Below are 25,702 nucleotides of genomic sequence, written 5' to 3' on the forward strand. Positions count from 1 at the left end.
CGCTGGGTATTTGCTGCGCATGGACCAGGCCGGGCAGGAGCAGCGCCGCGGCGAAGCGCCAGGGGTGCAGCGATACGGCCCACCGTGCGCGAGCGCCGGTGTGCGGGTCGCGAGGTGCGCGCGACGCAGCGGGGTTTGCCGGCCGCGGCATGACCGGCAACCTGGAGAGGGCGCTCGACATGCCGGCGATCGCCGGCGCTTCAGTGCGACGGATGAACTGAATATTCCACCCCGGATCGGAAAATGTGGACCGGTCTCAAGCATTCGTGCCGGTTCGTCGATATAGCCGTGGATATTACGAAACGATTGCGGGTGTGGATATTGAACAAGTACGAGTGCGCATGCGAGAACACTCTGTCTTGCACGATTTTGGGTCCGATGTGCATTTGTTGCATGAATTGCGGTATCGGAGCGCCGCGCAAAATCGGCGATTGGCGTCAAGATCGGCAATTTCTGCCCGCCCGGATCGTGCGCGGTTTCGGGTGTCGGCACGACGCGAGCGAAGCGTGTCCCGTGCGACGGATCGCGCCGGCCACCCGTGCGTCGCACGGCGGCCACGCGGCATTCAGGTCGCCGTCCGCTCGCGCCGCGGCTGCCTGCCGAGCCTGTTCAACATCGCCAGCATCGGTTTTTCGATCATGACGTGGCAGGCGTATCCCGCTCCGCATACGGCGCCCAGGATGGCGAGTGCAGTCACGATGCCAGCCGGCGTATCGAGGCCGGCTTGCGCACCCGCGATTCGGGTCCCGATGCCGATCACGTACGGATGCAGCAGATAGATCGAATAGCTGGCCGCGCCGAGCGCCGCGCTCGGCGCGTTCGTGACCGAGCGGCCGTTCAGGTCGAGTGCGACCAGTGCGACGATCAGCATGCACGCCGGCACGCCCCATGCCGCGACACGGACGAAGCCGGCGGGGGTGCCGCAGGCGAGCTGAAGCAGCGCGATCGCCGCGACGCCTGCGGCAACGAGCGCGAACCATGCGTGTGGCGCGACCCGGCCGGCGATTCCCGCTGCGAGCGCGCGATGGGCGAGCACGCCGAGACCGAATTCGAGCAGGAACGGCTGCCCGAGATGATCGGCAGTGGCGCTGCCCGTACCGCAGGCGGCGACGTACAGACAGAACAGCGCGAGCAGCAGCGCCGTGCAGACGGTTGCACGGCGGGGGCGGACCAGCAGGAGCGCAAGCGCAACGACGACGTAGAACAGCATTTCGTACTCGAGCGTCCAGCCGTTCAGGTTCAGCGGCCCCCAATGACCGTTTTCCTTCACGTACGGTACGAACAGCAGCGACTTGACGAGATAGTCGACGCGTGCGGTCGTCGAATTGAGCCACTGCGGCCGCCATGTCGCGATCGCGTACACGCCGAGCGTCGTCAGCCAGTACAGCGGCACGATGCGGATCAGCCGCCTGCGCAGGAACGCGCGGCCTTCGCGCGGCGCGACCTCCGACATGATGAAGCCGCTGATCACGAAGAACACGTCGACGCCGGCCTGCCCGAACGGCAGCACGTTCATGTGATAGCCGACGACCGCGAGCGCCGCGCAGGCGCGCGCGCACTGGAGATTCGGAAAGAAAGCGCGTGGCCGGTCGAGCGTGGTCATGGATGGTAGCGGGGCGGTGACGAGGGGCGACGCCGGTCGGCGGCGGAAGCGGGCGCGCCGCCGGGCCGCAAGCGGCGCGGCAGGCGGGCGTCGAACTGCATCGCGCAGAACAGCGCGACGCTCGACAGGTGACGCGTATAGCTGCCGAGATCGGGCTCGAACAGCATCGACACGGCGACATGGCCGATGACGAGACAGGCGGGCAGGTCGGCAGCCGGTCGCGCGCTGCCGCGCGGGCGTCGCCATACGGCGGCCAGCGCGATCCACACGAACGCCTGCATCGCGAATTCCTTGAGCCCCGGCATGAAAAGCACCGGCAGGTTCAGGCGCAACACGCCATATGCATAGTTCGCGCAGAAAGCGATGAACGATTCCGGGGGGAACGGGTTGCGAAAGCTCGTGCGCGCGCCGAACGGCGAACCGTACGCGAGATAGTCGGCGGCCATGTCGCGCGGATGTTGCAGCAGGTAGTACACATCGTTCGGCAACAGGAACAGCGCGGCCGGCACGGCAAGCGCCAGCAACGCCCTGCCGCGCCACGACGCGCGCCTAAACAGCAGCGCGGCGACCGCCAGCGCGAGAATCAGCGCGAAATAGTGCCGCACGAACAGCGCGTAGCCGCCGTACAGCGCGACGGCCGCGGCGAGCGTTGCAATCGTCGAGCGGCGTTGCGCGACACCGGTCAGCGCGAGCGCCATCAGCACGACGAGCGTGTCCTTGCTCGCGACGAACAGGTTGAAGAACATGCAGGGCGCGAGCAGGACCATGGATGCCGCCAGCGCGCCTGCGCGCCTGCCGTGGCCGAGCATGCGCCAGATGCACAGCGCGCCGACGGCGGCGACGAACAGGTGCGTGCCCGTTGTGCCGAGCGCGGCGTAGAACCTGGCCACCGCATCGAACGACGTGCCGTCGTAGGTGTTCGCGCCACCGATCTGGGTCTGGATTTTCTCCGCGTCCCGAAACACGAATTCCGGCAGGAACGCGCCGGCCTTTGCATAGATGATCCAGTACGCGGCCACGGCCAGCGTGGCGATGGTGCGTGTTAGCCCCTTGCCTAGCCGAGGGCCCGCGTGAAGCAGCTTATCCAGCATGCGACGGCCCCTCCAGCGCGCGTGCGGCATGCCGATCGCCGCCGTGGCGCGCGACGATAAGCGCGAGCGCGGCGACGACGCCGATACTGGTCGCGAGATGGGCGAGTGCCGCGCCCTCGATGCCCGCCGCGCCGATCAGATACCGGGCGGCCGGCACGTAGAGCAGCGCGAGCGCGGCAATCGCCGTCAGCACGATGCCGCCGGCACGCAGCGCGATCGCGGCGCTCCACAGAACGTCGGCGGCCGCGCGCAGCACGAATGACACGAGCAGCACCGCGAGCAACGCGAGATGGCCCCGATCGGCGGGCGCGTGCGCGAGCGCGAACAGCTCGCGATGCGCCGCGACGATGCCGGCCGACACGGGCACCGTCACGGCGGCGCTTGCCGCGACCGCGCGCAGCGTGCGACGCAGGAAGGCGTCGGGCGCGTCGGCGAGCGTGCGCACGAGGCGCGGGCCGGCCGTGGCCGCCACCGTCGCGAATGCGATCGTCTGTACGGCATTCGCGATCGACCACGCGAAGACATACTGGCCGAGCGCGTCCGCGCCGATGTCGCTGCCGGCGATGAAGCGTTCCGCGTATTGCAGCGACGCCAGGATCACGGCCGCCCCATAGAACGGCAGGCCGTGCCGCCAGACGGTCCACATGCGTCGCGGGTGTCGCTCGGGGGCGAGCAGCCCGGTGCGGCGCATCTGTCGCGAGAGCGAATCGATCTTGCGCCACGCGATGGCGACGACCGTTGCGTTTGCCGCGATCCATAGCGCGAATACCGTCTCGATCGAATCCAGCACGCCGGTGAGCAGGCCGGCGCACGCGAGGCCGGACCAGACGCCGGTACGCACGAACAGCAAGGCCGATCCGGCACGCGGCCGGTGCAGTGAGAACAGCCACCCGTTGACCTCGAACGCCGCGTGCTCGGACAGCGCGACGAGGAGCGCGCACCACGCGAGCGGCGTCGACAGCGAGAGCCGGTCGAGCAGCGCGACGACGGCGCCGTTCGTCGTCGAGACGGCGAACGACGCGGCGATCAGCAGATACAACGCGCCGTATCCGACGCTCAGCGCGCGTGCGTCGCCGATCGCGGCCAGCGGGTTGATTTCGCTCAGTCTGCGGTTCAGTTCGGGGCTGAAGCCGAGCCCGAGCGCTTTCGACGCGATCACGGATACCGCGACCGCGAGCCCGTAGGTGGCGAGCGCGGCGAAGCCGAGGGCATGCGCGATGACGATCGCGAGCGCGAACTTCAGGCCGAGTGCTGAGAACCGGAGCAGGAGGCGCGTCAGCATCGGGACGTCCGACCGGTGTCGAGGGCGGCGCGCAGTGCGTCGATCACGCGGGCGCGCGCCGCACGGATCGGCGCGAGGCCGGAGTACGCGGCGCACCAGAACGCTTTCGCCGCGCCGTCGGCGAGCAGTGTTCCGGTCACGCGGGACGGATCGAAGTCGGCGCCGTTGACGACCCAGTCGTCGAGCCGAAGGTCTGCATACGCGCCGAATCCCTTGCGTTCGTAGGCGATGTGGAAGGCCGGCACGCCATGCAGGATCGATTCGAGCGCGCCATGCAGCCGGACCGATACCGCTGCGTCGGGCCGGTCGTGCGCCAGTAGCGTCTTGAACGGAACGAGGGCGTCCTCGATGCCCAGGCTGCGGTAGTAGGAGGGGTCGTCGTTGCCGCGCCCGGTGCTCTGGACCGCGAAGCTGACGCGGCACGATCCGCGCACCCGCTCGACGAGCTGCGCGATCGACGCATCGTAAAGGTTGCGCCGCGCCTTGCTCCACGCGGGGGCATGGCGCAACACGAAGGCGACATGGCGTATCGGGCCGTCGGCGGGCGGCGCGAGCGCACCGTGGCGATGCGCGAAATCGAGCACCGCGAGGTCGGGTGCTCGCCGCACGTTCGGATGCGCGGCAAGGCACGCCGCGGAACGATCGTCGCGAACGAACACCGTGTCGAAGGACGCGAGCAGCGCTTGCAGGTGCGCGTCGACAGTGCGTGCCGACATCACCGGGCCGATGCTCTGCGGCAGGTAGACGGCCGGCTTGCCGGACGCACGGGCGGCGCGCATCTGCAGTAGATGGCCCGCTTCCAGCTTGATCGCTTCGAGGGTGTTGCGTGCACGCAGGTAGCCGCCGCCGACGCCGACGACCAGATCGACCTCGCCGAGGAGTTCGCCGAGCGGGCGCAGCCGGCCGTTGGCGCGCCCGTGCAGCACGGCGCCGGCCGCGGCGGTCAGCCGGCGCCAGCCGCGATCCGCGAGCACGGGCGCCGCGCGCACGTCGTCGTAGGCGGGGAACGATGCGGGGTCGGCTGCGACGATCGACACGCGGGTCGCGTTGCCGAAGGCCTCGCGCAGCAGTCCGACGGACAGGTCGACGAGCAGGCCGTCGCCCGAGTTGCGCGTGCTGTACGCATGCAGCAATGCGATATGGGGAGATGACGTCATGCGGTTTTTCCTTGTGCGACAAGTGCGCGATAGAGATCGAGCGTGCGTCGGACCATCGTCGCGGCCGAGAACGGAGCGAGCGCCGCCGCGCAGTTGGCGCGCATGCGATCGCGTTGCGCCGCTTCGTCGGCGAGCGCCACGACGGTGCGCGCGAACGACGTCGTGTCGTCCTCGTTCGGCACGACGATGCCGATGCCGTACGCATCGATCAGCTCGGCCGCGCCGGCAACGCGCGACGCGACGATCGGCACGCGCGCGGCCATCGCTTCGAGGCATACGTACGGAAATCCTTCGTAGCGGCTCGGCAGCGCGAACAGGTTGAATGCGGAGAAGTAGCGGCTTGCGCGCTCGACGGCGCCCGCGACGTGGAGGTTCGGCGGCAGATACTCGGCCTCGGGGCCGGCCGCTGCATTGAAATCGCCGGGACCGATCGCGACGAACTGCACGCCGCGCCCGCACTGTCGATAGACGCCGCGTGCGATCCGCACGAGCCGGTCGACGCCTTTCTGGTGGTCGAAGCGACCGACGAAGCCGACGACGATCGCGTCGTCCGGGAGGCCGAGCGCATGCCGCGCGTTGCGTCGCGGCATCGTGTCCGGCGGCTTGACGCCGTTGACGATCGTCGTCACGCGGTGAGCGGGGATGCCGAGCGCGTCGTGAAGATGCCGTGCCTCGTCACGCGATACCGCGATGATCCGGTGCGTGCACAGCCGGCCGAGCAGCCGCTCGATCGTGCCGTAGAAGCGGCGCTGCGTATCGGTTAGTGACGGATTGAGCGTGTAGACGGCATGCGGCGTATAGACCTGCCGCCATGGCCCGACACACAGGCGCGCGATCGCACCGGCCTTCGAGCTGTGGCTGTGCACGATATCCGGCCGGATATGCAGCAGGCGGCGGTATACGCGCGCGACAGCCAGCGCGTCGCGCCAGCCCACGGCCCGCTGCATCGGGATGCGATGCACGCTCGCGCAACGGGACAGTACGCGTTCGTCGAGGATGCGTTCGTCGAAGCGCGCGCCGTCGGGCACGATCAGGTGCAATTCGACACCGTCGGAAGCGCCCAGCCCGTCGATCAGGTCGGCGAGATGAACGGCCACGCCGCCGCCGGCGGCTTCCACGACGAACGCGATGCGCAGTCGCGGCGAGCCTTGGGTGCGCGTGTCGGCGGTGTGCGGAACCGCCGCGTGACGGGTTTCGCTGGGGGCGGCGCGTTCGAGGCTGCGGATTTCGCTCATCGCGCGCCTCCGCGATGGAATCGGGAGCGGCAGGCCCGCAGCGCGCGCCGGACCGACGACCCGGCGCCGTCGCCCGGCGGCCCGTAGCGGTACTGCGAATAGCGATACGCGCCGTAGCGCGAACCGTAGCGGCCGGTGCGCGGGTCGACGCCGTTGAGCACCACGCCGCTTGCCGCGACACCGTTGTGCGCGAGGCGGCGGCCGGCTTCGCCGAGTTCGGCGATGCGCGTCGATGCGGCGCGCGCGACGAGCAGTACGGTGCCCGCATGCCGGCCGAGCGCGACTGCGTCGCTGACGGCGAGAATCGGCGCCGCGTCGATCACGACGCGGTCGTAACGCGACGACAGCGTGGCGAGCAGCGCCGCGACGCGATGGTCGGCGAGCCATTGCGCCGGATGCTCGGCAAGCGTGCCGGTCGCGATGAAGTCGAGATTCGGGAGCACGTCTCGGTGGATCGCGTCCGCCGGGGGCATGGCCCCGGACAGCAGCTCGGCGAAACCCGCTTCGCGCGGGACGCCCAGCGATTCGTGAAGATAGCCCTTGCGGAGATCGCCGTCGACGAGCAGCACGCGTTCGCGGCCCGCGGCCAGCAGCGCGGCGAAATTCGCCGCGACGAACGACTTGCCCGCGCCCGGCACGGGGCCCGTCAGCATGAGTACGTTGTTACGCGCGCCCTGCATCGCGAAGCGCAGCGCGGTGTGCAGGCTGCGCAGGCTTTCGACCGCGGGGTCGTGCGGATCGAGGGCGCTCAGCAGGTGCGGTGCGGGCAGGTGTTGCGCGATGTGTCGTGCGATGCGCCGCTGGCCGACCGATTCGGGGACGGTCGCGTAAACGTCGATACCGAGATGCCGCTCGATCTCGTCGGCATCGCGCACGCCGCCGAACAGATAGTCGCGAGCGAACGCCAGCGCGACGCCGAGCACGAGGCCGATCAGCGCCGCCGCGGCGATCACGACGGGCCGGTTCGGGCGAACGGCGTCCTCCGGCACGACCGGCATGTCGACGATCCGCACGCTGCCGGTCTTGCCGGCCCTGACCAGTTCGAGCTGCTGTGCGTTGGCGAGCAGTGCCGTGTAGAGATCGGTGTCGACCTTCACGTCGAGCATCAGTCGCACGGCGTCCTGCTGCAGGTCGGGCAGGCTGCGCATGCGGTGTTCGAACGCCTGCCGCTCGCGCGCGAGCGTCGCGATCTGTGCGTCGAGCGCGATCATGGCGGGATGGCCTGCCGCGAAGCGCGACGCCATTTCGTCGCGTTTTTGCTGCAATTCGAGCCGGCGTGTCGTCGCGTCGGCCGATTGCTTCAGGAGCAGCGTGGCCTCCGCGTCGAGATCGATCGTGCCGTTCGCGTTGCGCAGGTCGGTATAGCGCTGCTCGGCATCCTGAAGCTGCTTCTTGAGCACCGGCAACTGCGCATTGAGGAACGCGAGGGACTGTGCGGCATCGGCGGACTTGCGCTCAATATGCTGGCGGATGTAGTGATTCGCGATCGCCTGGAGCTGTGCCTGGACGCGCTGCGGATCGGTGCCGCGCAGCGTCGCGACGATGACGCCCGACTGCTTGAGCTTCTCCTGGACATCGAGCCCGCGGCGCAGCGTGTCGATCGTCCCGGCGCGCGATTCCCGCACGAGCGTGAAGCGGGCGCCCGGCAGCGCATCGATGCGCGCGACGTCGATCGCGACCGGACCGTCGGTGGTGTCGAACGCCTGCGGGTGGCCGATCGTGCCGGTGACGGGCGCGGGCAGCGCGGCGCCGGCGAGCCGGTAGCGGCCGGCGTCGAGCATCGACAACTCGAAGCGTTCGCCTTCGAGCGACTTCGGCACGTCGAAGCGCGTGAGCTCGGCCGACTCGCGACCCCACGCGTAGCCGCCCAGGCCGAACACGCCGGGGCGTGCAAGGCCGGGATGGAAGCGCGACACGAATTCGCCGACGACGGGGAAGCGCTTGGGCTGCACGACGATGTAGCTGCGCAATTCGTCGACCGCGCGCGTGACGACGAGCCGCGACGCGAGAATCTGCGCTTCCGCCGACGCGCTCGACTTGATGTCGAACAGCGACGACACGTCGCCGAGCATGCTTTTGGCGGCGGACGTGTCGCCGCTGTCCTCGACCTGCACCATGATGTCGGTCTGGTACTGGCGATGCGCAAGGAAGGCGTACAGCGCACCGGCGCCGACGCAGGCGGCGGTAACGACGGCGATCAGCCAGCGCCGGGAAACGAGCACGTCGATCGCGCCAGCGAGGTCGAGTTCGGCGTCGCGAGCGTGCTCGCGCTCGCGAGAGGGAGTGGAGGTCATCGGTTCGACTCGGAATGCGAGGAAGGGAGGGAAGGCGGCGATGCGATGCGCGCGCACCACGCGTCGACGCCGCGTTCGATGAGCCGCAGGCTGTGCTCGAACGCCGCACGCGGGCCGAGATACGGGTCCGGTACGTCGAAGCCGGTCGGCAGACCGGCCGCCGGGTCGGGCAGGCCGAGCCTGAACACGCGGCCGCGCAGCGCCGGCACGCACTGCTCGAGCCAGCGCTTCTGCGCGAGGTCCATCGTCAGGATCAGGTCGGCGCGCGCGCCGAGCGCCGGCGGCAGGCGGCGTGCGCGATGCGCGGCAAGGTCGAAGCCGTGCTCGCGCATCAGGTGAACGGCGTGCGGATCGGCCGGCTGACCGTCGCGCGCGCCGATGCCGGCCGACTGCACGTCGATACCGGGCAGGCGCACGCGAAAGAGCGCCTCGGCCATCGGGCTGCGGCACAGGTTGCCGATGCATACGACGAGCAGGGTGGCGACGGGCGTCATTTGACGGCGAGCGCGGCGGCCGCGCTGGTATTGACGCCCGGCAGCAGCAGGCTGAGCACGCGGCTGAAGCGCACGAGGCCGTTGCCGTCGACATAGACGATGTCCTTCGGCTGCAGCTCGAACTCGTTGGCGAGCACCATCGACACCGGCGAGCGCGCGTCGAGGTGGAACACCTGCGGGTGGTCGGTGCCGGAGCCGCGGATCACGAACATCTGGGCCGCGTCGGCCGTGCCGGCGTTGATGCTGCCGGCTTGCGACAGCGCGTCGGAGAGCGTCAGGCGGCCGTCGCGCAGCGGTACCGCGAGCGCGGGCTTGTTGACTTCGCCCATCACGTACACGCCGTAGTCGCTGCGGGCGGGGACGTGCAGCAGATCGCCGGCCGCGAGAACGACGTCGGCCGGGTTGACGCCTTGTCGCAGCATCCGGCTCAGGTCGAGCGAATGGGTCTCGCCGTTGCGCACGAGCGTCATGCGGCTCTGGTCGGCGCTCGGGCTCAGGCCACCCGCGCGGCCAAGCGCTTCGTAGAGCGTCATCGGCACGTCGTTGACGGGCTGCGCGCCCGGCGTGCGTACCTCGCCGTCGATGTAGACCTGCTGCGAACGAAACGATGCGACGCGCAGCGTCACCTGTGGATCGCGATAGACGCGTGCCAGCGCCGCGGCAATCCGGGCCTGGGCCGCGTCGACGGTCAGGCCGGCCACCTGCACGTCGCCCGCGAACGGAAACGACAGCTTGCCGTGCGGATCGACGACGAAGCCGGCAACGGGGTCGGCCGCGCGCGGCGTTCCCTGCGGCGCGGCACCTTGGGCGGCGGCGAGTTCGGGGTGATCCCAGACGGTGACCTGCAGCACGTCACCGGCGCCGATCCGGTACGGGCCGGCCGGTGCGGCGAGCTGGCCGGACTGGATGTCCTGCTGGCGCGCGGCCCGGGCGTCAAGATCGCGGATCAGGCCGGCGTCGATCCGCGTCATGCGGAACGGCGGCGCGCCGTCGGCGGCCGTGTCGCCGCTCGGGTCGGGCGCGGTGCTCATGCGCATGCCGGGCGCGAATGCGCAGGCCGACAGCGCGATGCAGAGCGTCGCGGTCAGCAGCCCGCGCGAGACGGACGCAGACGCGGAGCCGCTCCGCGCGTTCAGTGCGGTTTTCATTTGCAATCCTTATCGTTGATGGAGGGCCGTGCGATTGCGTGCCGCGTGCGAGTCAGTACGCGTTGCGGTGGGTCCAGCCGTGCAGCGCGGTGGCCATGACGATGCGCATGTCGAGTGCGAAGGACCAGTTGCGCAGGTAGTAGAGGTCGGCTTCGATGCGGCGCTGCATCTTCTCGATACGATCGGTTTCGCCGCGCAGGCCGTTGACCTGCGCCCACCCAGTGATGCCGGGCTTCACGCGATAGCGATGGATGTAGCCGTCGACGATCTTCCGGTACAGGTCGTCGTGTTCGAGCGCATGCGGACGCGGCCCGACGACGGACATCTCGCCGCGCAGCACGTTGATGAACTGCGGGAGCTCGTCGAGGCTCGTGCGGCGCAGGAATGCGCCGACTCGCGTAATGCGCGGATCGTCGCGCGTGGCCTGCCTGACCGGGCCGCCGCCGTCGTGAAGCCGCATCGTGCGGAACTTGAGGATCGTGAATGTCTGGCCGTTGGCGCCCTTGCGCTGCTGCCGGAACAGCACGGGCCCGTTCGACGACAGCCGGATCGCCAGCGCGATCGCGAGCAGCAGCGGTGCGGTAAAGGTCAGGACGGCGGCCGCGAACAGCCGGTCGAAGACGGCTTTGTGCAGCAGCGCGCGCGACGACAGCGGCGATGCGACGAGATTGATCGCCGGTGCGCCGACCAGATCGATCACGTCGCCGTCGAACATCGCGAGCTTGCTGACGTCCGGTACGAGCCGGATGCTGACGAGATCGTCGCGAAACGCGTCGAGCACGGCCATCACGGTGCGTGCGTCGTCGATCGGCAACGCAAGCCAGATTTCCGGAATCCCGCGTTCGCGTACATGCCGCGCGAACGCGTCGAGCGAGCGAAACGACGGCACATCGACGCTGTTGCCGTATGTCTCGACACCGAAGTCGAGTGCCGCGGCCGCACGAAAGCCGGCCGCGGGCAACCGGTCGATGCGCTCGAGCAGCGCGTCGCGATGCGTGCCGGCGCCGACGACGGCGACCAGGCGAGCGCCGTCGTGGGTGCGTGCGATCCGGTCGAGCGTCGTGCGGGCGACGAGCCGCGATCCGACCAGGGCAATGCCGCTCGTGGTGGTCCACAGCAGATGCCAGTACGGCGAAACGCTCAGCGCGGGAGGCAGGGCCCGCATCACGAGCGCGGCGCATGCCTGGGCGAGCAGCCATGCGAACGCCGTGACGGCCGCGGCGCGGCATGCCGACTGGCCCGGCCGCACGTGGTAAAGGCGGAATGCGGGGAACAGCACCAGCGCGAACGTCGCCGCGCAGGCCACGTTTGCGAGTTCAGCCGCCCCGTCGCCTTCCGGTGCGGGCAGAACCAGTGTCGCGGCCAGCGCGCAAGCCGAAATCAGCGCGACGTCGGATGCCCGTGCCATTGATCCCCCGGCGTTCTGCGGCGCGCGGGCGCGTCGTACTTCGAAAGACGTATCCATATACCCAGTTGCTACCTTCTGTTTGATCTCCCGTCGGCTGTCGCCCGGATTCGGCGCACAAGATCGTGCAAACGGCGAATGCCGGATGCGGCGGTTCTATTGCGCGGAATTGACAATCGATGGACGGTGACGCTGCCTGACTTGCCGCCGGGCGGATGCGTTGCGCCGACGTTTTGAGATTCGCATTCGCATGGCGCGAATGTTTGCGAAACGTTGCGATCGAATTGACCGGGTCAATTTTCGGTAAGTGGGGTACCGATTTAAATAGAACGTCTACTAAATAGGGCGGACAGATGTTCGTACACGTACGAATGATTTCGAATCGATCCGCATCGTTGAATTTTTTTTACGAGAAAGTTCGAATCGCTGCGAGCATGCACCGAGTTTGGCGCGAGCGCTCGAACGTAGTGGGAAGGGGCGCTGGAAGGGATGGGAAGCGGCGGCGCGGGATGCGCCGAATCGCAAAATGACCGCGGCCCGATGCGGACAATCACCGCCCGGGCCGGTTCCATCTCATGGCGCGCACCGACGCGCGCCGGACCGACATCGACCGGACATCAGCCGTTGCGGAAGATCTCCGCATACGCGCTCAACGCGGGCACCCCGCCGAGATGCGCATAGAGCACTTTCGATCCCGGCTCGAATTCGCCGCGGCGCACCTTGTCGATCATTCCGTGCATCGATTTCCCTTCGTAGACTGGGTCGGTCAGCATGCCTTCCAGCCGTGCGCACAGACGAATCGCGTCCAGCGTGCCGTCGTTCGGTAGCCCGTATTCGGGTCCGGCATAGCGCGTGTCGAGTACCACATCCTTTTCGTCGATATCGCGACCGAGGCTCACCAGTTCGGCCGTATGCCGTGCGATGCGCGTGATCTGTTCGTGCGTGCGCTCGGGGGTTGCCGACGCGTCGATGCCGATCACGCGATCCGCGCGCCCGTCGGCAGCGAAGCCGACGACCATCCCTGCTTGCGTGCTGCCCGTGACCGAGCAGACCACGACGTAATCGAACCTGAACCCGAGTTGCGCTTCCTGCTCGCGTACTTCTTCCGCGAAGCCGACGAACCCGAGGCCGCCGAGCGGATGTTCGGAACACCCGGCCGGAACCGGATACGGCTTGCCGCCGGCCTGCCGCACGCTCTCCATCGCTTCTTCCCAGCTGCGGCGAATGCCGATGTCGAAGCCGTCCGACACGAGCCGTACGTCGGCGCCCATCATCCGCGACAACTGGATATTGCCGACGCGGTCGTACACCGGATCTTCGTAGTTGACCCAGTGCTCCTGCACGAGCACGCACTTCATCCCGAGATGGGCGGCGACGGCCGCGACCTGGCGGGTCTGGTTCGACTGCACGCCGCCGATCGACACGAGCGTGTCGGCGCCTTGCGCGAGCGCGTCGGGGACGAGGTATTCGAGCTTGCGCGTCTTGTTGCCGCCGAACGCGAGGCCGCTGTTGCAGTCCTCGCGCTTCGCATACAGCTCGACCTTGCCGCCGAGATGCGCGCTCAGGCGCTTGAGCGGCTGGATCGGCGTCGGGCCGAACGTGAGCGGATAACGGGGAAAACGGTGCAGATTCATCGACAAGCTCCGAAGGGCGGTGGGCGGGAAACCGGATCGGTGGGGCGCGGTGCGCGGCCCGTGTCCCGATGGAAAAATGATAGGCAGGACCGCGAGAAATGAGCTTGCGAAATAAATCGTGAAGACCTACGTTATCGATGAGATATGAATGATTGAAATAATTTTGATTCGTGAAATCAACAGGAGACGCAATGAAATTAGATCGCGGTAACGCAGTGCCGGTCGACGCCGCGCCGGCGCTCGATCGCATCGACCGTGCGATCCTGCGGCAGTTGCAGCAGGACGCGTCGATCTCGAACGTGAGTCTCGCCGCGAAGGTGAAGCTGAGCGCGCCGGCGTGCCTGAGGCGCGTCGAGCGATTGAAGGAAATAGGGTTGATCCGCGGCATCGTCGCGCTGCTCGATCCGAAGCCGCTCGGTGCGGGGATGCTGGTCGTGATCGGCTTCGTGCTCGATCGTTCGACGCCGGAGGCGTTCGCCGAATTCGAGAAGGCCGCGCAGAAAGTGTCGGGGTGCGTCGAATGCCACGTGGTGACCGGCGAGTTCGACTACTTCATGCTGGTGCGCACGCGCGACAACGAGAGCTTCAACCGGCTGCACGCCGATCAACTGCTGTACCTGCCCGGGGTGCGGCAGGTGCGTTCGTTCATGGTGCTCAAGGAGATTCTGTCGACGCATGCGCTGCCGTTGTAGCGCATGGTGATGGAGCAGAGCGTGTTAGACGTGGTGGGCGGCGCGGCCCGTGATGACTCGTGTAGTTTTATTTACCACATGCGAAGGCGGTATTGCGCCAACCTTCCGCATGTGCCGCGCGGGCGGCGCTCGCAACAGGATCCGGGCGCTTTGTCGACGACTCATCGCACAGGATTCGCGCAACGGCTTCGCGCAACGGCTTCGCGCAACGGCTTCGCGCGATCGGCAAGCGGGGCGCGTCGGTGTGATCCGGCGCGAGTCTCAACGCGTTCGAATGCGGCAGTACAGGCATGGCCCCGCGCGTCGCCGTGTTCGAATCGTCCCATCCCGTATACGCAAAAGACAGGATGCAAGCAGCGCCTGGCGCGCCGTCAACGTTGCCACGGCGCCGCCCCCGGCTGCTGCTGCGCCGTCTTGCCGAGCCGCTCGCGCGCTGTGCGCAGGATGGCCGCATCGAGTTCGCCGTCATCCGCGAGCGCCTTCAGCGCGGTGAGCACGATGCTCGCGCGATCCACTTCGAAGAACGCGCGCAGTGCATCGCGCGTGTCGCTGCGGCCGAACCCGTCGGTGCCGAGCGTCACGTAGCGGCGCGGCACGTACGCGCGGATCAGTTCGGGCACCGCGCGAACATAGTCGGTCGCGGCGATCACCGGGCCTTGCGTTGCTTCAAGCAGCCGTGTGACGTACGACGCCTCCGCCGTCGCACCGAGCCGTGACAGCCGCTCGGCTTCCATCCCGTCGCGCTGCAGTTCGCTGAAGCTCGTGACGCTCCACACGTCTGCATCGATGCCCCAGTCGTCCTTCAGCATCCGCTGCGCGGCAAGCACTTCGCCGAGGATCGCGCCCGCGCCGAGCAACTGCACGTGTGCGGTCGCGCTCGACGTGGACGGCAGCCGGTGCATGCCCTTCAGGATACCGGCGCGTCGTGCGGCCGGATCGTCGTCGGGCATCGACGGCTGCGCGTAGTTCTCGTTCATGACGGTCACGTAATAGAACACGTCGTGCTGCTGCTCGACCATCTCGCGCATGCCGGCATCGACGATGGTCGCGACTTCGTAGGCAAACGCCGGATCGTACGCGCGGCAGTTCGGAATCGTCGATGCGGCGAGATGGCTGCTGCCGTCCTGATGCTGCAGGCCCTCGCCGCCGAGCGTCGTGCGGCCCGACGTCGCGCCGACGAGAAAGCCGCGCGAGCGCTGGTCGGCGGCGGCCCAGATCAGGTCGCCGATGCGCTGGAAGCCGAACATCGAGTAGTAGATGTAGAACGGCAGCATCGGCAGGTCGTGCACGCTGTACGCGGTCGCGGCGGCGATCCACGACGACACCGCGCCCGCTTCCGAAATCCCTTCCTCGAGAATCTGCCCGCGCGTGTCCTCGCGGTAGTAGAGCATCGAGCCGAGATCCTCGGGTTCGTAGCGCTGTCCGACCGGCGAGTAGATGCCGACCTGCCGGAACAGGTTCGCCATCCCGAACGTGCGCGCTTCGTCTGCGACGATCGGCACGACGCGCGGGCCGAGCTCGGGATCCTTCAGTAGCGCACCGAGCATGCGCACCAGCGCCATCGTCGTCGACATCTCGCGGCCCGCCGCGTCCAGCGCGAACGCACCCCAGGCAGGCGTCGGCGGGACGGTCAGCCCCTTCGACGCCGCCATCCGCCTTCTGGGCAGATAGCCGCCCAGGGCAGCCCGGCGAGCATGCAGGTAACGCATCTCCGGACTGTCTTCGGCTGGTTTGTAGAACGTTAGCTGCTCGACGTCGAGATCCGACAGCGGCAACCGGAAGCGGTCGCGGAACGCCTTCAGGTCGTCGACGTCGAGCTTCTTCTGCTGATGGGTCGTCATCCGCCCCTGACCGGCCGCGCCCATCCCGTAACCCTTCATCGTTTTCGCGAGGATCACGGTCGGCTGGCCGCGATGCGCGAGCGCGCGTGCATACGCGGCGTGCAGCTTGCGTGCGTCGTGGCCGCCGCGGCGCAGGCGGTCGATCTGAGCGTCGGTGAGCTGCGCGGCGAGCGCTTCGAGCGCCGGGTCGCGGCTGAAGAAGCGCGCGCGGTTGTATGCGCCGTCGTTCGCGGAGAAAGTCTGGAACTGGCCGTCGACGGTGCCGGCGAACGCGCGCGCGAGCGCGCCGGCGTGGTCGTGCGCGAACAGCGGATCCCAGTCGGAGCCCCACAGCACCTTGATCGTGTTCCAGCCGGCGCCGGCGAACAGCGCCTCGAGCTCGTCGATCACGCGGCCGTTGCCGCGCACGGGGCCGTCGAGCCGCTGCAGGTTGCAGTTGATCACGAACACGAGATTGTCGAGCCCGTCGCGCGCGGCGAGCGACAGCGCGCCGAGCGACTCGGGTTCGTCCATTTCGCCGTCGCCGAAAAAGCCCCACACGGTGCGACCGCCGGTGTTCGCGAGCCCGCGATGCTGCAGGTAGCGCATGAAGCGCGCCTGATAGATCGCGTTGATCGGGCCGATGCCCATCGAGCCGGTCGGGAACTGCCAGAAGTCGGGCATCAGCCACGGATGCGGATACGAACACAGCCCGGGGCCGGCGATTTCGCGGCGGTAGTGCGTGAGATGCGCTTCGTCGAGAAAGCCTTCGAGAAACGCACGCGCATAGACGCCCGGCGACGAATGCGGCTGGAAGTACACGAGGTCGCCGCCCGAGCCGCCTGCATCGTGGCTGTCGGCCGTTGCCGCGCGGAAGAAATGGTTGAAGCCGGTTTCGAACAGGTCGGACGCGGATGCATAGCTCGCAATGTGGCCGCCCAGTTCGCCATACGCGCGGTTCGCGCGCACGACCATCGCGAGCGCGTTCCAGCGCAGCGCGGCGGACAGCCGCTCTTCGAGCTCGACGTCGCCCGGATAGGGCGGCTGTTCGTGCGCGGCGATCGTGTTCACGTACGGCGTGACGGGGCCGCGCGGCGCCGCGAGCCCGCGGCCGCGCGCATGCGCGGCGAGCCGGTCGAGCAGGTATTGCGCGCGTTCCTTGCCCACGTGCGCGACGACGGCGTCGAGCGACTCCAGCCATTCGGCGGTTTCTTCCGGGTCGGCGTCGGCGTGGGCGTGGGCGTGGGCGAGGCCCGCGCGCCGCGTGGCATCGATACCGTTGGACAGGTCCGTCATCGCAGGTCTCCCGCACACCGCTTCGGGGCGGCGCGCAATCAGTGGCAATCGGTCGAATCATGTTACCCGCCGATCTGCAAAATATGCGTCTGATTTCATTGGTATTTTGTGCGTGGATAGTGTAAATATTCCGGTTGTGGCCACTCTTGCGGAATATTTCGACCATGAGCAGCAACCCCAGGCGGCTCGACCGCATCGACATCGGCATCCTGAACCAGCTTCAGCAGAACGCGCGGATCACGAACGCGGAACTCGCGCGCGCGGTGAACCTGTCGGCCACGCCGTGCTTCAACCGCGTGCGCGCGCTGGAGAAGCTCGGGCTGTTCCGCCAGCAGGTCACGCTGCTGGATCCCGAGCCACTCGGGCTGCGGATCAACGTGTTCATCCAGGTCAGCCTCGAGAAACAGGTCGAGGACGCGCTGCAGCGGTTCGAGGAAGCGATCTCGCAGCGTCCCGAGGTGATGGAGTGCTACCTGATGTCGGGCGACGCCGACTACCTGCTGCGCGTCGTGATGCCCGACATGCGCACGCTCGAGCGCTTCATCATCGAGCGGCTGACGACGATTCCCGGCGTGTCGAACATCCGGTCGAGCTTCGCGCTGAAACAGGTGCGCTACAAGACCGCGCTGCCGCTGCCGGCGGCGGGGCTCACGCTGGTCGACCCGGACGAGTCGGCGTCCGACTGGAGCTGAACGGCGGGCGGGTTTCAGATTTCGGACCAAGCGCCGACGAAACGGCGACGATTGCCCGACAGTGCCGAAAGGAGCGTAAGGGGCAAACGGTCGCGCGGCGGGGCGCGACCGCATGGCGGCACATGATGTCTGCGTCGTCGCGACACCGCGCGGCGCGATCGCGTATGCTCGTCCCGTCAGCGGCGGCGGCGGCGGCGGCGGCCGTTGCCGGATCAGTCGCGTGACGACGCATCGACGAGCGAGGGCATCATGGCACGACAGACGATGGCGGAATACCTGGCGAAGACGCTGGCGGCAGCGGGCATCGAACGGATCTGGGGCGTGACGGGCGACAGCCTGAACGGCCTGTCGTTCAGCCTGAGCCAGCTCGGCACGATCCGCTGGATGCATACGCGGCATGAGGAAAGCGCTGCGTTCGCGGCCGGCGCGGATGCCGCATCGACCGGGCGGCTCGCCGTATGCGCGGGCAGCTGCGGCCCCGGCAACCTGCACCTGATCAACGGGCTGTACGACTGTCACCGCAATCACCAGCCGGTGCTCGCGATCGCCGCGCACATCCCGTCGACCGAGATCGGCCTCGGCTATTTCCAGGAAACCCATCCGCAGGCGCTGTTCCGCGAATGCAGCCATTTCGCGGAACTCGTGACCAACGCGTCGCAATTTCCGCGCGTGCTCGCGCGCGCGATGCGCACCGCGATCGAGGCGCGTGGCGTCGCGGTGATCGTGCTGCCGGGCGACATTGCGCTCGGCGACGGCCCGGAAGAAACGCCGGCGTGGAGCGAATCGGCGCCGCCGTCGATCCTGCCGGCGGATGCCGACCTCGACCGGCTCGCGGCGCTGCTCAACGGTTCCGATGCGGTCACGCTGCTGTGCGGCAGCGGCACGCAGGGCGCGCACGACGAAGTGGTCGCGCTGGCCGACACGCTCGGCGCGCCGGTCGTGCATGCGCTGCGCGGCAAGCAGTTCGTCGAATGGGACAACCCGTTCGACGTCGGGATGACCGGGCTGATCGGCTTCAGCTCGGGCTATCACGCGATGGAGTCGTGCGATACGCTGCTGATGCTCGGCACGGACTTCCCGTACCGGCCGTTCTATCCAGCCAATGCGAAGGTCGCGCAGATCGACTGGAAGGGGTCGCAGCTCGGCCATCGCGCGCCGCTCGCGCTCGGGCTCGTCGGCACCGTGAAGGAAACGATCGCGGCGCTGCTGCCGCGCCTCACGCGCAAGACGCAGCGGCGCTTCCTGGAGAACGCGCTGAAGCACTATGCCGCCGCCCGCAAGGGACTCGACGATCTCGCGGTGGCCGCGCCGCCCGGCCGCGCAATTCATCCGCAGTACCTGACGAAGATCGTCGACGAAGTCGCGGCGGAGGATGCGATCTTCACGGCGGACGTCGGCACGCCGACGCTATGGGCCGCGCGCTACCTGACGATGAACGGCAAGCGCCAGTTGCACGGCTCGTTCAATCACGGCTCGATGGCGAACGCGATGCCGCAGGCGCTCGGTGCGCAAGGCGCGCACCCGGGGCGCCAGGTCGTGTCGCTGTCGGGCGACGGCGGCCTGTCGATGCTGCTCGGCGATCTGCTGAGCGCACGCCAGCTCAACCTGCCGATCAAGATCGTCGTCTACAACAACAGCCTGCTCGGCTTCGTGTCGATGGAGCTGAAGGCGGCCGGCTATCTCGACACGAACGTCGACCTGAGCCCGACCGATTTCGCGGCAATCGCGAAGGGCGCGGGGATTTTCAGCGTGCGCGTCGAGCATTCGGAGAACGTCGAACAGGCATTGCGTACCGCGTTCGCGCATGACGGGCCGGCGGTCGTCGACGTCGTCACGTCGAAGTACGAACTCGCGATGCCGCCGAAGATCGAGATCGCGCACGCGAAGGGCTTCAGCCTGTTCATGCTGCGCGCGATCCTGAGCGGGCGCGGCGACGAGATCGTCGAACTGGCGAAGACCAATCTGCGGTGAGATAGCAGGGCGGCGGCGCGTCAGTCGTGCAACGCGTCGCCTGCGCCGGCCGCCCATTCGCGCACGGCTTCCACGAACAGCCGCAGCGCGGTCGGCGGATGCCGGTTCGCCGGATAGTACAGACACAGGCTGTCGAATGCCTGCGCCCATTCCGGCAGCACGCGCACCAGCCGGCCGGCGGCCAGATGTTCGGCGACCCGCGATTGCGTGACCCATGCAATCCCGATGCCGGCGAGCGCCGCTTCGACCATCAGGCTCAGGTTGCCGAGCGTCATCGGCCCGTCGACGTCGACGCTGACGCGCTTGCCGTCGCGCGTCAGGTCCCATCGATAGAGCGCGCCGCTTTCGAACCGGAACCGGATGCATCGATGGTGCGTCAGGTCCTGCGGGGTGGCCGGCGCCGCGTGCCGGGCCAGGTAGTCGGGTGACGCTACGGCGACGAAGCGGACCGCGTCGCCGTAGCGCACCGCGATCATGTCGCGCGGCACATCCTCGCGTACGCGGATGCCCGCGTCGAAACCGTGTTCGACGATGTCGATCAGCCGCGAGTCGACGACGAACTCGACGTGAATGTCCGGGTAGCGCGCGACGAAACCGGGCAGCACATGGCGGATCAGCGGCCGCGCCGCGGATTCCGACGCGCTGATCCGGATCTGGCCTGACGGCCGGTTGCGGGCGGTCGCGGCGTCGTTCATCGCGTCTTCGAGATCGGCGACGGCAGGCCGTACGCGCAGCAGCAATTGCTCGCCGGCTTCGGTCAGCGCGACCGAGCGGGTCGTGCGATTGAACAGGCGCACGCCGAGCCGCGCTTCGAGATGGCGGATCGCATGACTGAGCGCCGACGGCGACACGCCGAGGATGCGGGCGGCGCCGCTGAAGCTGCGCTGTTCCGCGATCGTGATGAAGGTGGTCAGTTCGCCGAGGCCAGTGCGCAACATTGATGAAATTTCCTCAGTAACGCATGAAATTGTACGCCGATTGTTGAGTGGAATACATCGACCTACACTGGTTTCCACAGCATCCGTCGATCGTCATTCACTTTCAGCAGGAGAGATTCATGCAAACACGCAAGCTCGGGAAGAGCGGCCTCGAAGTCTCGGCAATCGGGCTCGGCTGCATGGGATTGAGCTACGGCTACGGCCCGGCGACCGACAAGGCGAGCGGCATCGCACTGATTCGCGCGGCGTTCGAGCGCGGCGTGACGTTCTTCGATACGGCCGAAGCGTATGGCCCGTTCGTCAACGAGGAACTGGTCGGCGAGGCGGTTGCACCGTTTCGCGACCAGGTCGTGATTGCGACCAAGTTCGGTTTCGAGAACGGCGAGGCGATGAAGGGCGTCGATAGCCGTCCGTCGCATATCCGCGAAGTGGCCGATGCGGCGCTCAAGCGATTGAAGGTCGATCGCATCGACCTGTTCTACCAGCATCGCGTCGATCCGAACGTGCCGATCGAGGACGTCGCGGGCACGGTCAAGGATCTGATCGGCGAGGGCAAGGTCGCTCACTTCGGGCTGTCGGAGGCCGGCGAGAAGACGATTCGCCGCGCACATGCGGTGCAGCCGGTGGCGGCGCTGCAAAGCGAGTACTCGCTGTGGTGGCGCGAGCCCGAAGAGCGGATCCTGCCGACGCTCGAGGAACTCGGCATCGGCTTCGTGCCGTTCAGCCCGCTCGGCAAGGGCTTCCTGACGGGGGCGATCGATGCGAACACCACGTTCGACGCGACCGACTTCCGCAACGTCGTGCCGCGCTTCTCGGAGGAAAACCGCAAGGCCAATGCGGGCCTCGTCGACCTGCTCGGCCGGATCGCCGCCGACAAGGGCGTGACGCGTGCGCAGATCGCGCTCGCGTGGCTGCTGACCCGCAAGCCGTGGATCGTGCCGATTCCGGGCACGACGAAGCTGCATCGGCTCGACGAGAACGTGGGTGCGGCCGCGGTTGCGCTGACGACCGACGAGTTGTCGGCGATCGAGGTGACGCTGCGGCAGATCACGATCGTCGGCGAGCGCTACCCCGCGCATTTTCAGCAGCGCGTCGATCGCTGAGTCGGCGGCGGTGCGGCCCGCAGCGGGCGGCGGGCCGGATCGGCCGGCAATCTTCACGTCATCTTAAGTTCGCGTTTCCTAGAATCGTTTCATCGTCGCGCTTCCTGCGGCGGAACGATTCGTCGGGAGGATGCGCATGAAGAAGACCCGTATGGCCGTTGCATGGCGCGGCGAAGTCGTCGGCACGTCGACGCAGGACGCGCGACAGGGCACGGAGGTTCGATGACCTGGCCGAACGCGTTGCGTGTCTCGGCGCTGTTCGTGCGCGAGTGGGTTGGCCGTCCTGCCTCGGTGGGCGCGTTATGTCCCAGTTCGCGGCATCTTGCGCGCGAGATGGCCGATGCCGTGCCGGACGGCGACGGGCTCGTCGTCGAACTCGGCGGCGGAACCGGCGCGGTGACGGCCGCGTTGCTCGAACGCGGCATCGCGCCGAGGCGGCTGGTCGTGGTCGAGCGGTCGCCCGCGTTCGTGCGGCACCTGCGCACGCGCTTTCCGGGCATCACGATCGTGTCGGGCGATGCGCGGCAGCTCGAGCGGCTGCTGCCGCCGGCCGCGCGGGTCGACGCGATCGTATCGTGCCTGCCGTTGCGCACGCTGCCGCGTGACGCCGTGACGGCGATCGTCGAGCAGTGCCGGCGCGTGCTGTCGGACGACGGTGCGATGATCCAGTTCACCTACGACTTGCGACCGCCCGATCGCCACCCGCTGGGCAATTCGGGCTTGGCCGCCGCCGACAGCCGCATCGTGTGGGCCAACATTCCGCCCGCGCGAATCGTAACCATGCGCCGGGCCGAGGTCGGGCAGACAGCGTGATGGCGATACAGCGAACCGCTTCCTTTTCTTTCATTTAACCTTCGGACGCTTGCGGCTGACGGTCATGCCGCGGCGTCCGGCATGCGCGCCGATGCCGCTCTCAATGCGGCAGACAACGCAGCCGCACGAGTTTGCCGTCACCGTGCAGGAGCGACGGCGGACCCGCGGACCGGATGGCATGCAATGCCGGCCGCGGGTACGGCAGCACCGACGCTGCTCAACTGACGAAAAAGGCGTGGTAGATCCCGATGGCCGCATCGCTGACGAGCAGGAGCCCGATGACGATAAACGCGGCGCGACCGATGCCGCGCACGCGCATCGCGCCGACATACAGGCAGAGCAATCCGAAAAAAAGCGTCAGTGGCCAGTAGATGGCGCCATAGATCACCGGGAAGATCCAGAACGGCAGGTCGATGCTGATGTCGCTCATTGGGCGGGCTCCTCAGCGGCGCCGGGCGTCGCGGCCCATTCGGCAGGTGACCGGCTCATGAAAAACTGCTTTCGCCACGTCGCGATACCGAGGCTGACCGCGCGCACGCTCACCACGGTGACCCGATCCTGCGTCTTCAGCCATGGCGATGCGGCAAGCGCCGCATGCGCGACGGCGGTGGTGCCGGTCTTGTTCAGCAGCGTTGGCGTGCTCGCGCTCACGGTGATGGTGGTGAGGGTGGTCGACGTGTCGCCCGCCGGTGTAGCCGCGCGCATGTTGCCGATCCAGACACCGCTCTGGAGCACGCCCGGAACGGCGGAGACAGCGCGCTGGATCCGCTGGACGTCAGCGAGGTGATCGGTCGCGGCGAACCGCGTGGCGGCAACACGGCCGCCGACGATCAGCAGCACGCCAACGACAGCCAGAATCGCCCAGTGTTTCCGGCCAACCGGCGCGGCATGCTCGACGTCGCCCCCGACATGCAAGACCCGGGTGGCGGTCAGCAGGTCCTGGACGGACTGGCGGCTCGGCCGGTTGAACGCGAGCAGATAAAGCAGCGCCACGCCCCAGAAGAACACGATCACGCCGTTCGCGGTGGTCAGCCACGCCATGCCCGGGTCCTGAAGCGCGGGCAGGTCGATGAAGCCGATGCCGCCGAGAATCAGCGGAACGGCGATCAACGCGTACCGCGCCCACGCGCGCAGGTATCCCGGGCCGGCACGGCCGGGGCCGGCGTTGTCGGCAACGCGGATTTTCATCACCCGCTTGCCGAGCGACTGATGCCGACGCCCGCCTTCGAGCAGGGCGAAGTAAATGGAGCCGATCGCGAAGCCGATCAGCCTTCCCCATTCGCCGATCGCCGAGAGGACATCGAAAAACAGGATCGCGAGCGCGAGCCCGATCAGTCCGATGACGATCGAGTCGATCGCAAAGGCGGCGGTTCTCCGCCAGAAGCCGGCGGTGCCTGGCGGTTTGAAGTCTTCGTTGCGCTCCATGGCAGTGGCCCCTGAATGCATCGTGTTGGTCGAATCGTTGATGTTTGATTGTCGCTGGCGGGATGACACAGGCCGATCCCGGTGCGATAGCGACCGGCAAATCATAGCGATCGACCTGACGCGTCATTGCAAACGATTGTGAGTCGTGACGCGGTCATCCCGGAATCAGAACCGCGCGCCGTCGGGCACACGCGCCGACGGGCGCATCCCCGCGCGCTTGACGACGCGTTCCAGCGGTGTCGCAATCCCGCGCGCGATCGCCGCGCTCAAGGCAGCCGACAGCAGCAGATACGCGATCAGCAACAGCAGCTTGTGATCGCCATGAGTGGCCGATGGCGGCCAGAACGTGCGCAATGCACCGAGCACGATCAGGTGGAACAGATACAGCTCGTAGCTGAGCCGGCCGCTCCAGCGCAGCGGCGCCAGTGCGCGGCCCGGCGTGTTCGTGCCGTTGGCGTGCGCGCCGATCAGCAGCACCGCGGTGCCGAGCGCCATCGCGGACACGCCGACGACATGGCTTTCCGAGATCGGCCATGCGAGATAGAGCACGCTCATCGCAAGCGCCGCCAGCCATTGCACGGGCGCTGCGGCGAGCACCTGCCAGCGGGCGCGCGCTGCAAGCAGCGCGGTGCAGCAGCCGATCGCGATGCCGTCGAAGCACGCGAAATACGCATAGAGAAATCCGCCTTCGTCGCCCGCATGCGTGAAGCGGTACACAGGACCGATCGCGATGACCACCGTCCAGAACGCGAACAGCCGCGCTTCGCGGCGCAGTGCGAGGCACAGCAGCGGAAACGACAGGTAAAACACTTCCTCCACCGACAGCGACCACAGCACGCCGAGTGCGTAGTTCACCCATCCGGCCGCGCCGATCAACACGTTCATCCAGAACGTGAGCGACGCGAGATTCACGAGCCAGAACGACACGGCGACACCTTGCGGCGCGTGATTTTCGAAGATGGGCACGCCGGCCGCGGCCAGCCCGTTGACGAGCGCGAGCAGCAGGAGCAGGCACGGGACGATACGCGCGATGCGCGACACGTAGAACGCGCGCACGTCGAGCGCGGCGAGGCTGCCCCAGCGGCGGCGCGCATTCGACGTGATCAGGTAGCCGGAAATCACGAAGAACATCGTCACGCCGTAGTTGCCGTTGCGGACCACCGCATGCAGGGCCTCCCAGCCGACCAGGCGCGCGACGGATGTGTCGCGCAGCGAATACGGGATGTTGAAGTGATGCAGCAGCACGAGCAGGATCGACACGCCGCGCAGCATGTCGATCCGCGCGTTGCGCGGCCCGGTACTCATTGCGGGCGGCCTGGTTGGGCGAACGCGGGCGGCGCCGGGAGAAGTGCGTCGCGCGAGCGCAGGCCGGCGTTCGGTTGCAAGTCGAGCAGCGTGATGCGCGAGTGATTCAAGCTCAAGCGAAACTCCATCGGATCGGGGTGGGGGCGGGCCGCCCGGAAGCGGCCGATCGTATGCGCCATGAAAGCAACGTCCGGCAGCGTGAACGCCGAAGGTCGAGATGGCCCACAGTGTATCGGCGGAGCATGGGCGGTTGTCCTGTCATCGTTGACGGGGGCGTGCACGGCCCGGCGGCCCAATCACCTGA

Annotated in this window: 21 protein-coding genes; 5 read left to right on the forward strand and 16 right to left on the reverse strand. The window is 67.8% G+C overall.

The genetic code is table 11. From position 1 onward, the window contains the following. Nucleotides 1-565: 565 nt before the first annotated feature. The 10 genes from J7024_RS19810 to J7024_RS19855 form a co-directional block, all read right to left on the reverse strand. Entirely contained in the window at nucleotides 566-1,603 is a 1,038-nt protein-coding gene (locus J7024_RS19810; protein WP_175761415.1) for an acyltransferase family protein, read from the reverse strand. Beyond that, nucleotides 1,600-2,694: a hypothetical protein gene (locus J7024_RS19815; RefSeq protein WP_233410066.1), complete on the reverse strand. Its 1,095-nt coding sequence runs from the start codon at nucleotides 2,692-2,694 to the stop codon at nucleotides 1,600-1,602. Before J7024_RS19815 ends, J7024_RS19810 begins: the two co-directional genes overlap by 4 nt. Then, nucleotides 2,684-3,976 carry a polysaccharide biosynthesis protein gene (locus J7024_RS19820; protein WP_175751148.1) on the reverse strand — a complete coding sequence of 431 codons (1,293 nt, stop codon included), beginning with the start codon at nucleotides 3,974-3,976 and terminating at the stop codon, nucleotides 2,684-2,686. The genes J7024_RS19815 and J7024_RS19820 overlap by 11 nt, the downstream gene beginning before the upstream one ends. Further along, complete coding sequence (locus J7024_RS19825) at nucleotides 3,970-5,133, reverse strand: polysaccharide pyruvyl transferase family protein (RefSeq protein WP_124830568.1); 1,164 nt, start codon at nucleotides 5,131-5,133, stop codon at nucleotides 3,970-3,972. The genes J7024_RS19820 and J7024_RS19825 overlap by 7 nt, the downstream gene beginning before the upstream one ends. Then, a complete protein-coding gene (locus tag J7024_RS19830) occupies nucleotides 5,130-6,368 on the reverse strand; it encodes a glycosyltransferase (RefSeq protein ID WP_234745383.1) in 1,239 nt (412 codons plus the stop codon). Before J7024_RS19830 ends, J7024_RS19825 begins: the two co-directional genes overlap by 4 nt. Beyond that, nucleotides 6,365-8,662 (reverse strand): GNVR domain-containing protein, encoded by a 2,298-nt coding sequence (locus J7024_RS19835; protein ID WP_234745385.1) that lies wholly within the window; start codon nucleotides 8,660-8,662, stop codon nucleotides 6,365-6,367. The genes J7024_RS19830 and J7024_RS19835 overlap by 4 nt, the downstream gene beginning before the upstream one ends. Then, nucleotides 8,659-9,156 (reverse strand): low molecular weight protein-tyrosine-phosphatase, encoded by a 498-nt coding sequence (locus J7024_RS19840; protein WP_124830565.1) that lies wholly within the window; start codon nucleotides 9,154-9,156, stop codon nucleotides 8,659-8,661. Before J7024_RS19840 ends, J7024_RS19835 begins: the two co-directional genes overlap by 4 nt. Next, nucleotides 9,153-10,304 carry a polysaccharide biosynthesis/export family protein gene (locus J7024_RS19845; RefSeq protein WP_124830564.1) on the reverse strand — a complete coding sequence of 384 codons (1,152 nt, stop codon included), beginning with the start codon at nucleotides 10,302-10,304 and terminating at the stop codon, nucleotides 9,153-9,155. The genes J7024_RS19840 and J7024_RS19845 overlap by 4 nt, the downstream gene beginning before the upstream one ends. 52 nt (nucleotides 10,305-10,356) lie before the next feature. Then, on the reverse strand, nucleotides 10,357-11,712 hold the full coding sequence (locus J7024_RS19850; RefSeq protein ID WP_233410067.1) for an undecaprenyl-phosphate glucose phosphotransferase: 1,356 nt from the start codon (nucleotides 11,710-11,712) through the stop codon (nucleotides 10,357-10,359). Nucleotides 11,713-12,326: 614 nt separating this feature from the next. Beyond that, nucleotides 12,327-13,343 (reverse strand): 1-aminocyclopropane-1-carboxylate deaminase, encoded by a 1,017-nt coding sequence (locus J7024_RS19855; RefSeq protein ID WP_124830562.1) that lies wholly within the window; start codon nucleotides 13,341-13,343, stop codon nucleotides 12,327-12,329. 191 nt (nucleotides 13,344-13,534) lie between these two features. On the opposite strand from J7024_RS19855, the gene J7024_RS19860 reads away from it, so the two are divergent. Further along, nucleotides 13,535-14,035, forward strand: a complete 501-nt coding sequence (locus J7024_RS19860; protein WP_124830561.1) for an Lrp/AsnC family transcriptional regulator — start codon at nucleotides 13,535-13,537, stop codon at nucleotides 14,033-14,035. A gap of 371 nt (nucleotides 14,036-14,406) precedes the next feature. On the opposite strand, the gene mdeB is transcribed toward J7024_RS19860, so the two are convergent. After that, a complete protein-coding gene (mdeB, locus tag J7024_RS19865; RefSeq protein ID WP_234745387.1) occupies nucleotides 14,407-17,151 on the reverse strand; it encodes an alpha-ketoglutarate dehydrogenase in 2,745 nt (914 codons plus the stop codon). 164 nt (nucleotides 17,152-17,315) lie between these two features. On the opposite strand from mdeB, the gene J7024_RS19870 reads away from it, so the two are divergent. Further along, the gene (locus J7024_RS19870; protein WP_098554607.1) at nucleotides 17,316-17,843 is read left to right on the forward strand and encodes an Lrp/AsnC family transcriptional regulator; all 528 of its coding nucleotides are present in this window, start codon (nucleotides 17,316-17,318) and stop codon (nucleotides 17,841-17,843) included. 249 nt (nucleotides 17,844-18,092) lie between these two features. Next, nucleotides 18,093-19,814: a ubiquinone-dependent pyruvate dehydrogenase gene (poxB, locus tag J7024_RS19875; RefSeq protein WP_124830559.1), complete on the forward strand. Its 1,722-nt coding sequence runs from the start codon at nucleotides 18,093-18,095 to the stop codon at nucleotides 19,812-19,814. A gap of 20 nt (nucleotides 19,815-19,834) precedes the next feature. On the opposite strand, the gene J7024_RS19880 is transcribed toward poxB, so the two are convergent. Next, entirely contained in the window at nucleotides 19,835-20,752 is a 918-nt protein-coding gene (locus J7024_RS19880; RefSeq protein ID WP_124830558.1) for a LysR family transcriptional regulator, read from the reverse strand. A 119-nt stretch (nucleotides 20,753-20,871) separates the two neighbouring features. Between J7024_RS19880 and J7024_RS19885 the strand changes: the two genes are divergently transcribed. Both J7024_RS19885 and J7024_RS19890 read left to right on the forward strand, forming a co-directional pair. Then, a complete protein-coding gene (locus J7024_RS19885) occupies nucleotides 20,872-21,855 on the forward strand; it encodes an aldo/keto reductase (protein ID WP_175751150.1) in 984 nt (327 codons plus the stop codon). 222 nt (nucleotides 21,856-22,077) lie between these two features. Further along, nucleotides 22,078-22,668: a class I SAM-dependent methyltransferase gene (locus tag J7024_RS19890; protein ID WP_124830556.1), complete on the forward strand. Its 591-nt coding sequence runs from the start codon at nucleotides 22,078-22,080 to the stop codon at nucleotides 22,666-22,668. A gap of 217 nt (nucleotides 22,669-22,885) precedes the next feature. Here the strand turns inward: J7024_RS19890 and J7024_RS19895 are convergent, their stop codons facing one another. The 4 genes from J7024_RS19895 to J7024_RS19910 form a co-directional block, all read right to left on the reverse strand. After that, a complete protein-coding gene (locus J7024_RS19895; RefSeq protein ID WP_175751151.1) occupies nucleotides 22,886-23,098 on the reverse strand; it encodes a hypothetical protein in 213 nt (70 codons plus the stop codon). After that, on the reverse strand, nucleotides 23,095-24,093 hold the full coding sequence (locus J7024_RS19900; RefSeq protein WP_175796227.1) for an RDD family protein: 999 nt from the start codon (nucleotides 24,091-24,093) through the stop codon (nucleotides 23,095-23,097). The genes J7024_RS19895 and J7024_RS19900 overlap by 4 nt, the downstream gene beginning before the upstream one ends. A 165-nt stretch (nucleotides 24,094-24,258) precedes the next feature. After that, nucleotides 24,259-25,398, reverse strand: coding sequence for an acyltransferase family protein (locus J7024_RS19905; protein WP_124830553.1), 1,140 nt, complete (start codon nucleotides 25,396-25,398; stop codon nucleotides 24,259-24,261). Further along, on the reverse strand, nucleotides 25,395-25,577 hold the full coding sequence (locus J7024_RS19910) for a hypothetical protein (protein WP_124830552.1): 183 nt from the start codon (nucleotides 25,575-25,577) through the stop codon (nucleotides 25,395-25,397). Before J7024_RS19910 ends, J7024_RS19905 begins: the two co-directional genes overlap by 4 nt. Between the last annotated feature and the right edge of the window lie 125 nt (nucleotides 25,578-25,702).

Source organism: Burkholderia sp. WTPI3 (assembly GCF_021483755.1).
Classification (GTDB): Bacteria; Pseudomonadota; Gammaproteobacteria; order Burkholderiales; family Burkholderiaceae; genus Burkholderia.

Excerpts from the sequence above, each read along its gene's own strand:
- J7024_RS19810 (WP_175761415.1), bottom strand. The coding sequence starts at position 1,603 with ATGACCACGCTCGACCGGCCACGCGCTTTCTTTCCGAATCTCCAGTGC.
- J7024_RS19815 (WP_233410066.1), bottom strand. The coding sequence starts at position 2,694 with ATGCTGGATAAGCTGCTTCACGCGGGCCCTCGGCTAGGCAAGGGGCTA.
- J7024_RS19820 (WP_175751148.1), bottom strand. The coding sequence starts at position 3,976 with ATGCTGACGCGCCTCCTGCTCCGGTTCTCAGCACTCGGCCTGAAGTTC.
- J7024_RS19825 (WP_124830568.1), bottom strand. The coding sequence starts at position 5,133 with ATGACGTCATCTCCCCATATCGCATTGCTGCATGCGTACAGCACGCGC.
- J7024_RS19830 (WP_234745383.1), bottom strand. The coding sequence starts at position 6,368 with ATGAGCGAAATCCGCAGCCTCGAACGCGCCGCCCCCAGCGAAACCCGT.
- J7024_RS19835 (WP_234745385.1), bottom strand. The coding sequence starts at position 8,662 with ATGACCTCCACTCCCTCTCGCGAGCGCGAGCACGCTCGCGACGCCGAA.
- J7024_RS19840 (WP_124830565.1), bottom strand. The coding sequence starts at position 9,156 with ATGACGCCCGTCGCCACCCTGCTCGTCGTATGCATCGGCAACCTGTGC.
- J7024_RS19845 (WP_124830564.1), bottom strand. The coding sequence starts at position 10,304 with ATGAAAACCGCACTGAACGCGCGGAGCGGCTCCGCGTCTGCGTCCGTC.
- J7024_RS19850 (WP_233410067.1), bottom strand. The coding sequence starts at position 11,712 with ATGGCACGGGCATCCGACGTCGCGCTGATTTCGGCTTGCGCGCTGGCC.
- J7024_RS19855 (WP_124830562.1), bottom strand. The coding sequence starts at position 13,343 with ATGAATCTGCACCGTTTTCCCCGTTATCCGCTCACGTTCGGCCCGACG.
- J7024_RS19860 (WP_124830561.1), top strand. The coding sequence starts at position 13,535 with ATGAAATTAGATCGCGGTAACGCAGTGCCGGTCGACGCCGCGCCGGCG.
- mdeB (WP_234745387.1), bottom strand. The coding sequence starts at position 17,151 with ATGACGGACCTGTCCAACGGTATCGATGCCACGCGGCGCGCGGGCCTC.
- J7024_RS19870 (WP_098554607.1), top strand. The coding sequence starts at position 17,316 with ATGAGCAGCAACCCCAGGCGGCTCGACCGCATCGACATCGGCATCCTG.
- poxB (WP_124830559.1), top strand. The coding sequence starts at position 18,093 with ATGGCACGACAGACGATGGCGGAATACCTGGCGAAGACGCTGGCGGCA.
- J7024_RS19880 (WP_124830558.1), bottom strand. The coding sequence starts at position 20,752 with ATGTTGCGCACTGGCCTCGGCGAACTGACCACCTTCATCACGATCGCG.
- J7024_RS19885 (WP_175751150.1), top strand. The coding sequence starts at position 20,872 with ATGCAAACACGCAAGCTCGGGAAGAGCGGCCTCGAAGTCTCGGCAATC.
- J7024_RS19890 (WP_124830556.1), top strand. The coding sequence starts at position 22,078 with ATGACCTGGCCGAACGCGTTGCGTGTCTCGGCGCTGTTCGTGCGCGAG.
- J7024_RS19895 (WP_175751151.1), bottom strand. The coding sequence starts at position 23,098 with ATGAGCGACATCAGCATCGACCTGCCGTTCTGGATCTTCCCGGTGATC.
- J7024_RS19900 (WP_175796227.1), bottom strand. The coding sequence starts at position 24,093 with ATGGAGCGCAACGAAGACTTCAAACCGCCAGGCACCGCCGGCTTCTGG.
- J7024_RS19905 (WP_124830553.1), bottom strand. The coding sequence starts at position 25,398 with ATGAGTACCGGGCCGCGCAACGCGCGGATCGACATGCTGCGCGGCGTG.
- J7024_RS19910 (WP_124830552.1), bottom strand. The coding sequence starts at position 25,577 with ATGGCGCATACGATCGGCCGCTTCCGGGCGGCCCGCCCCCACCCCGAT.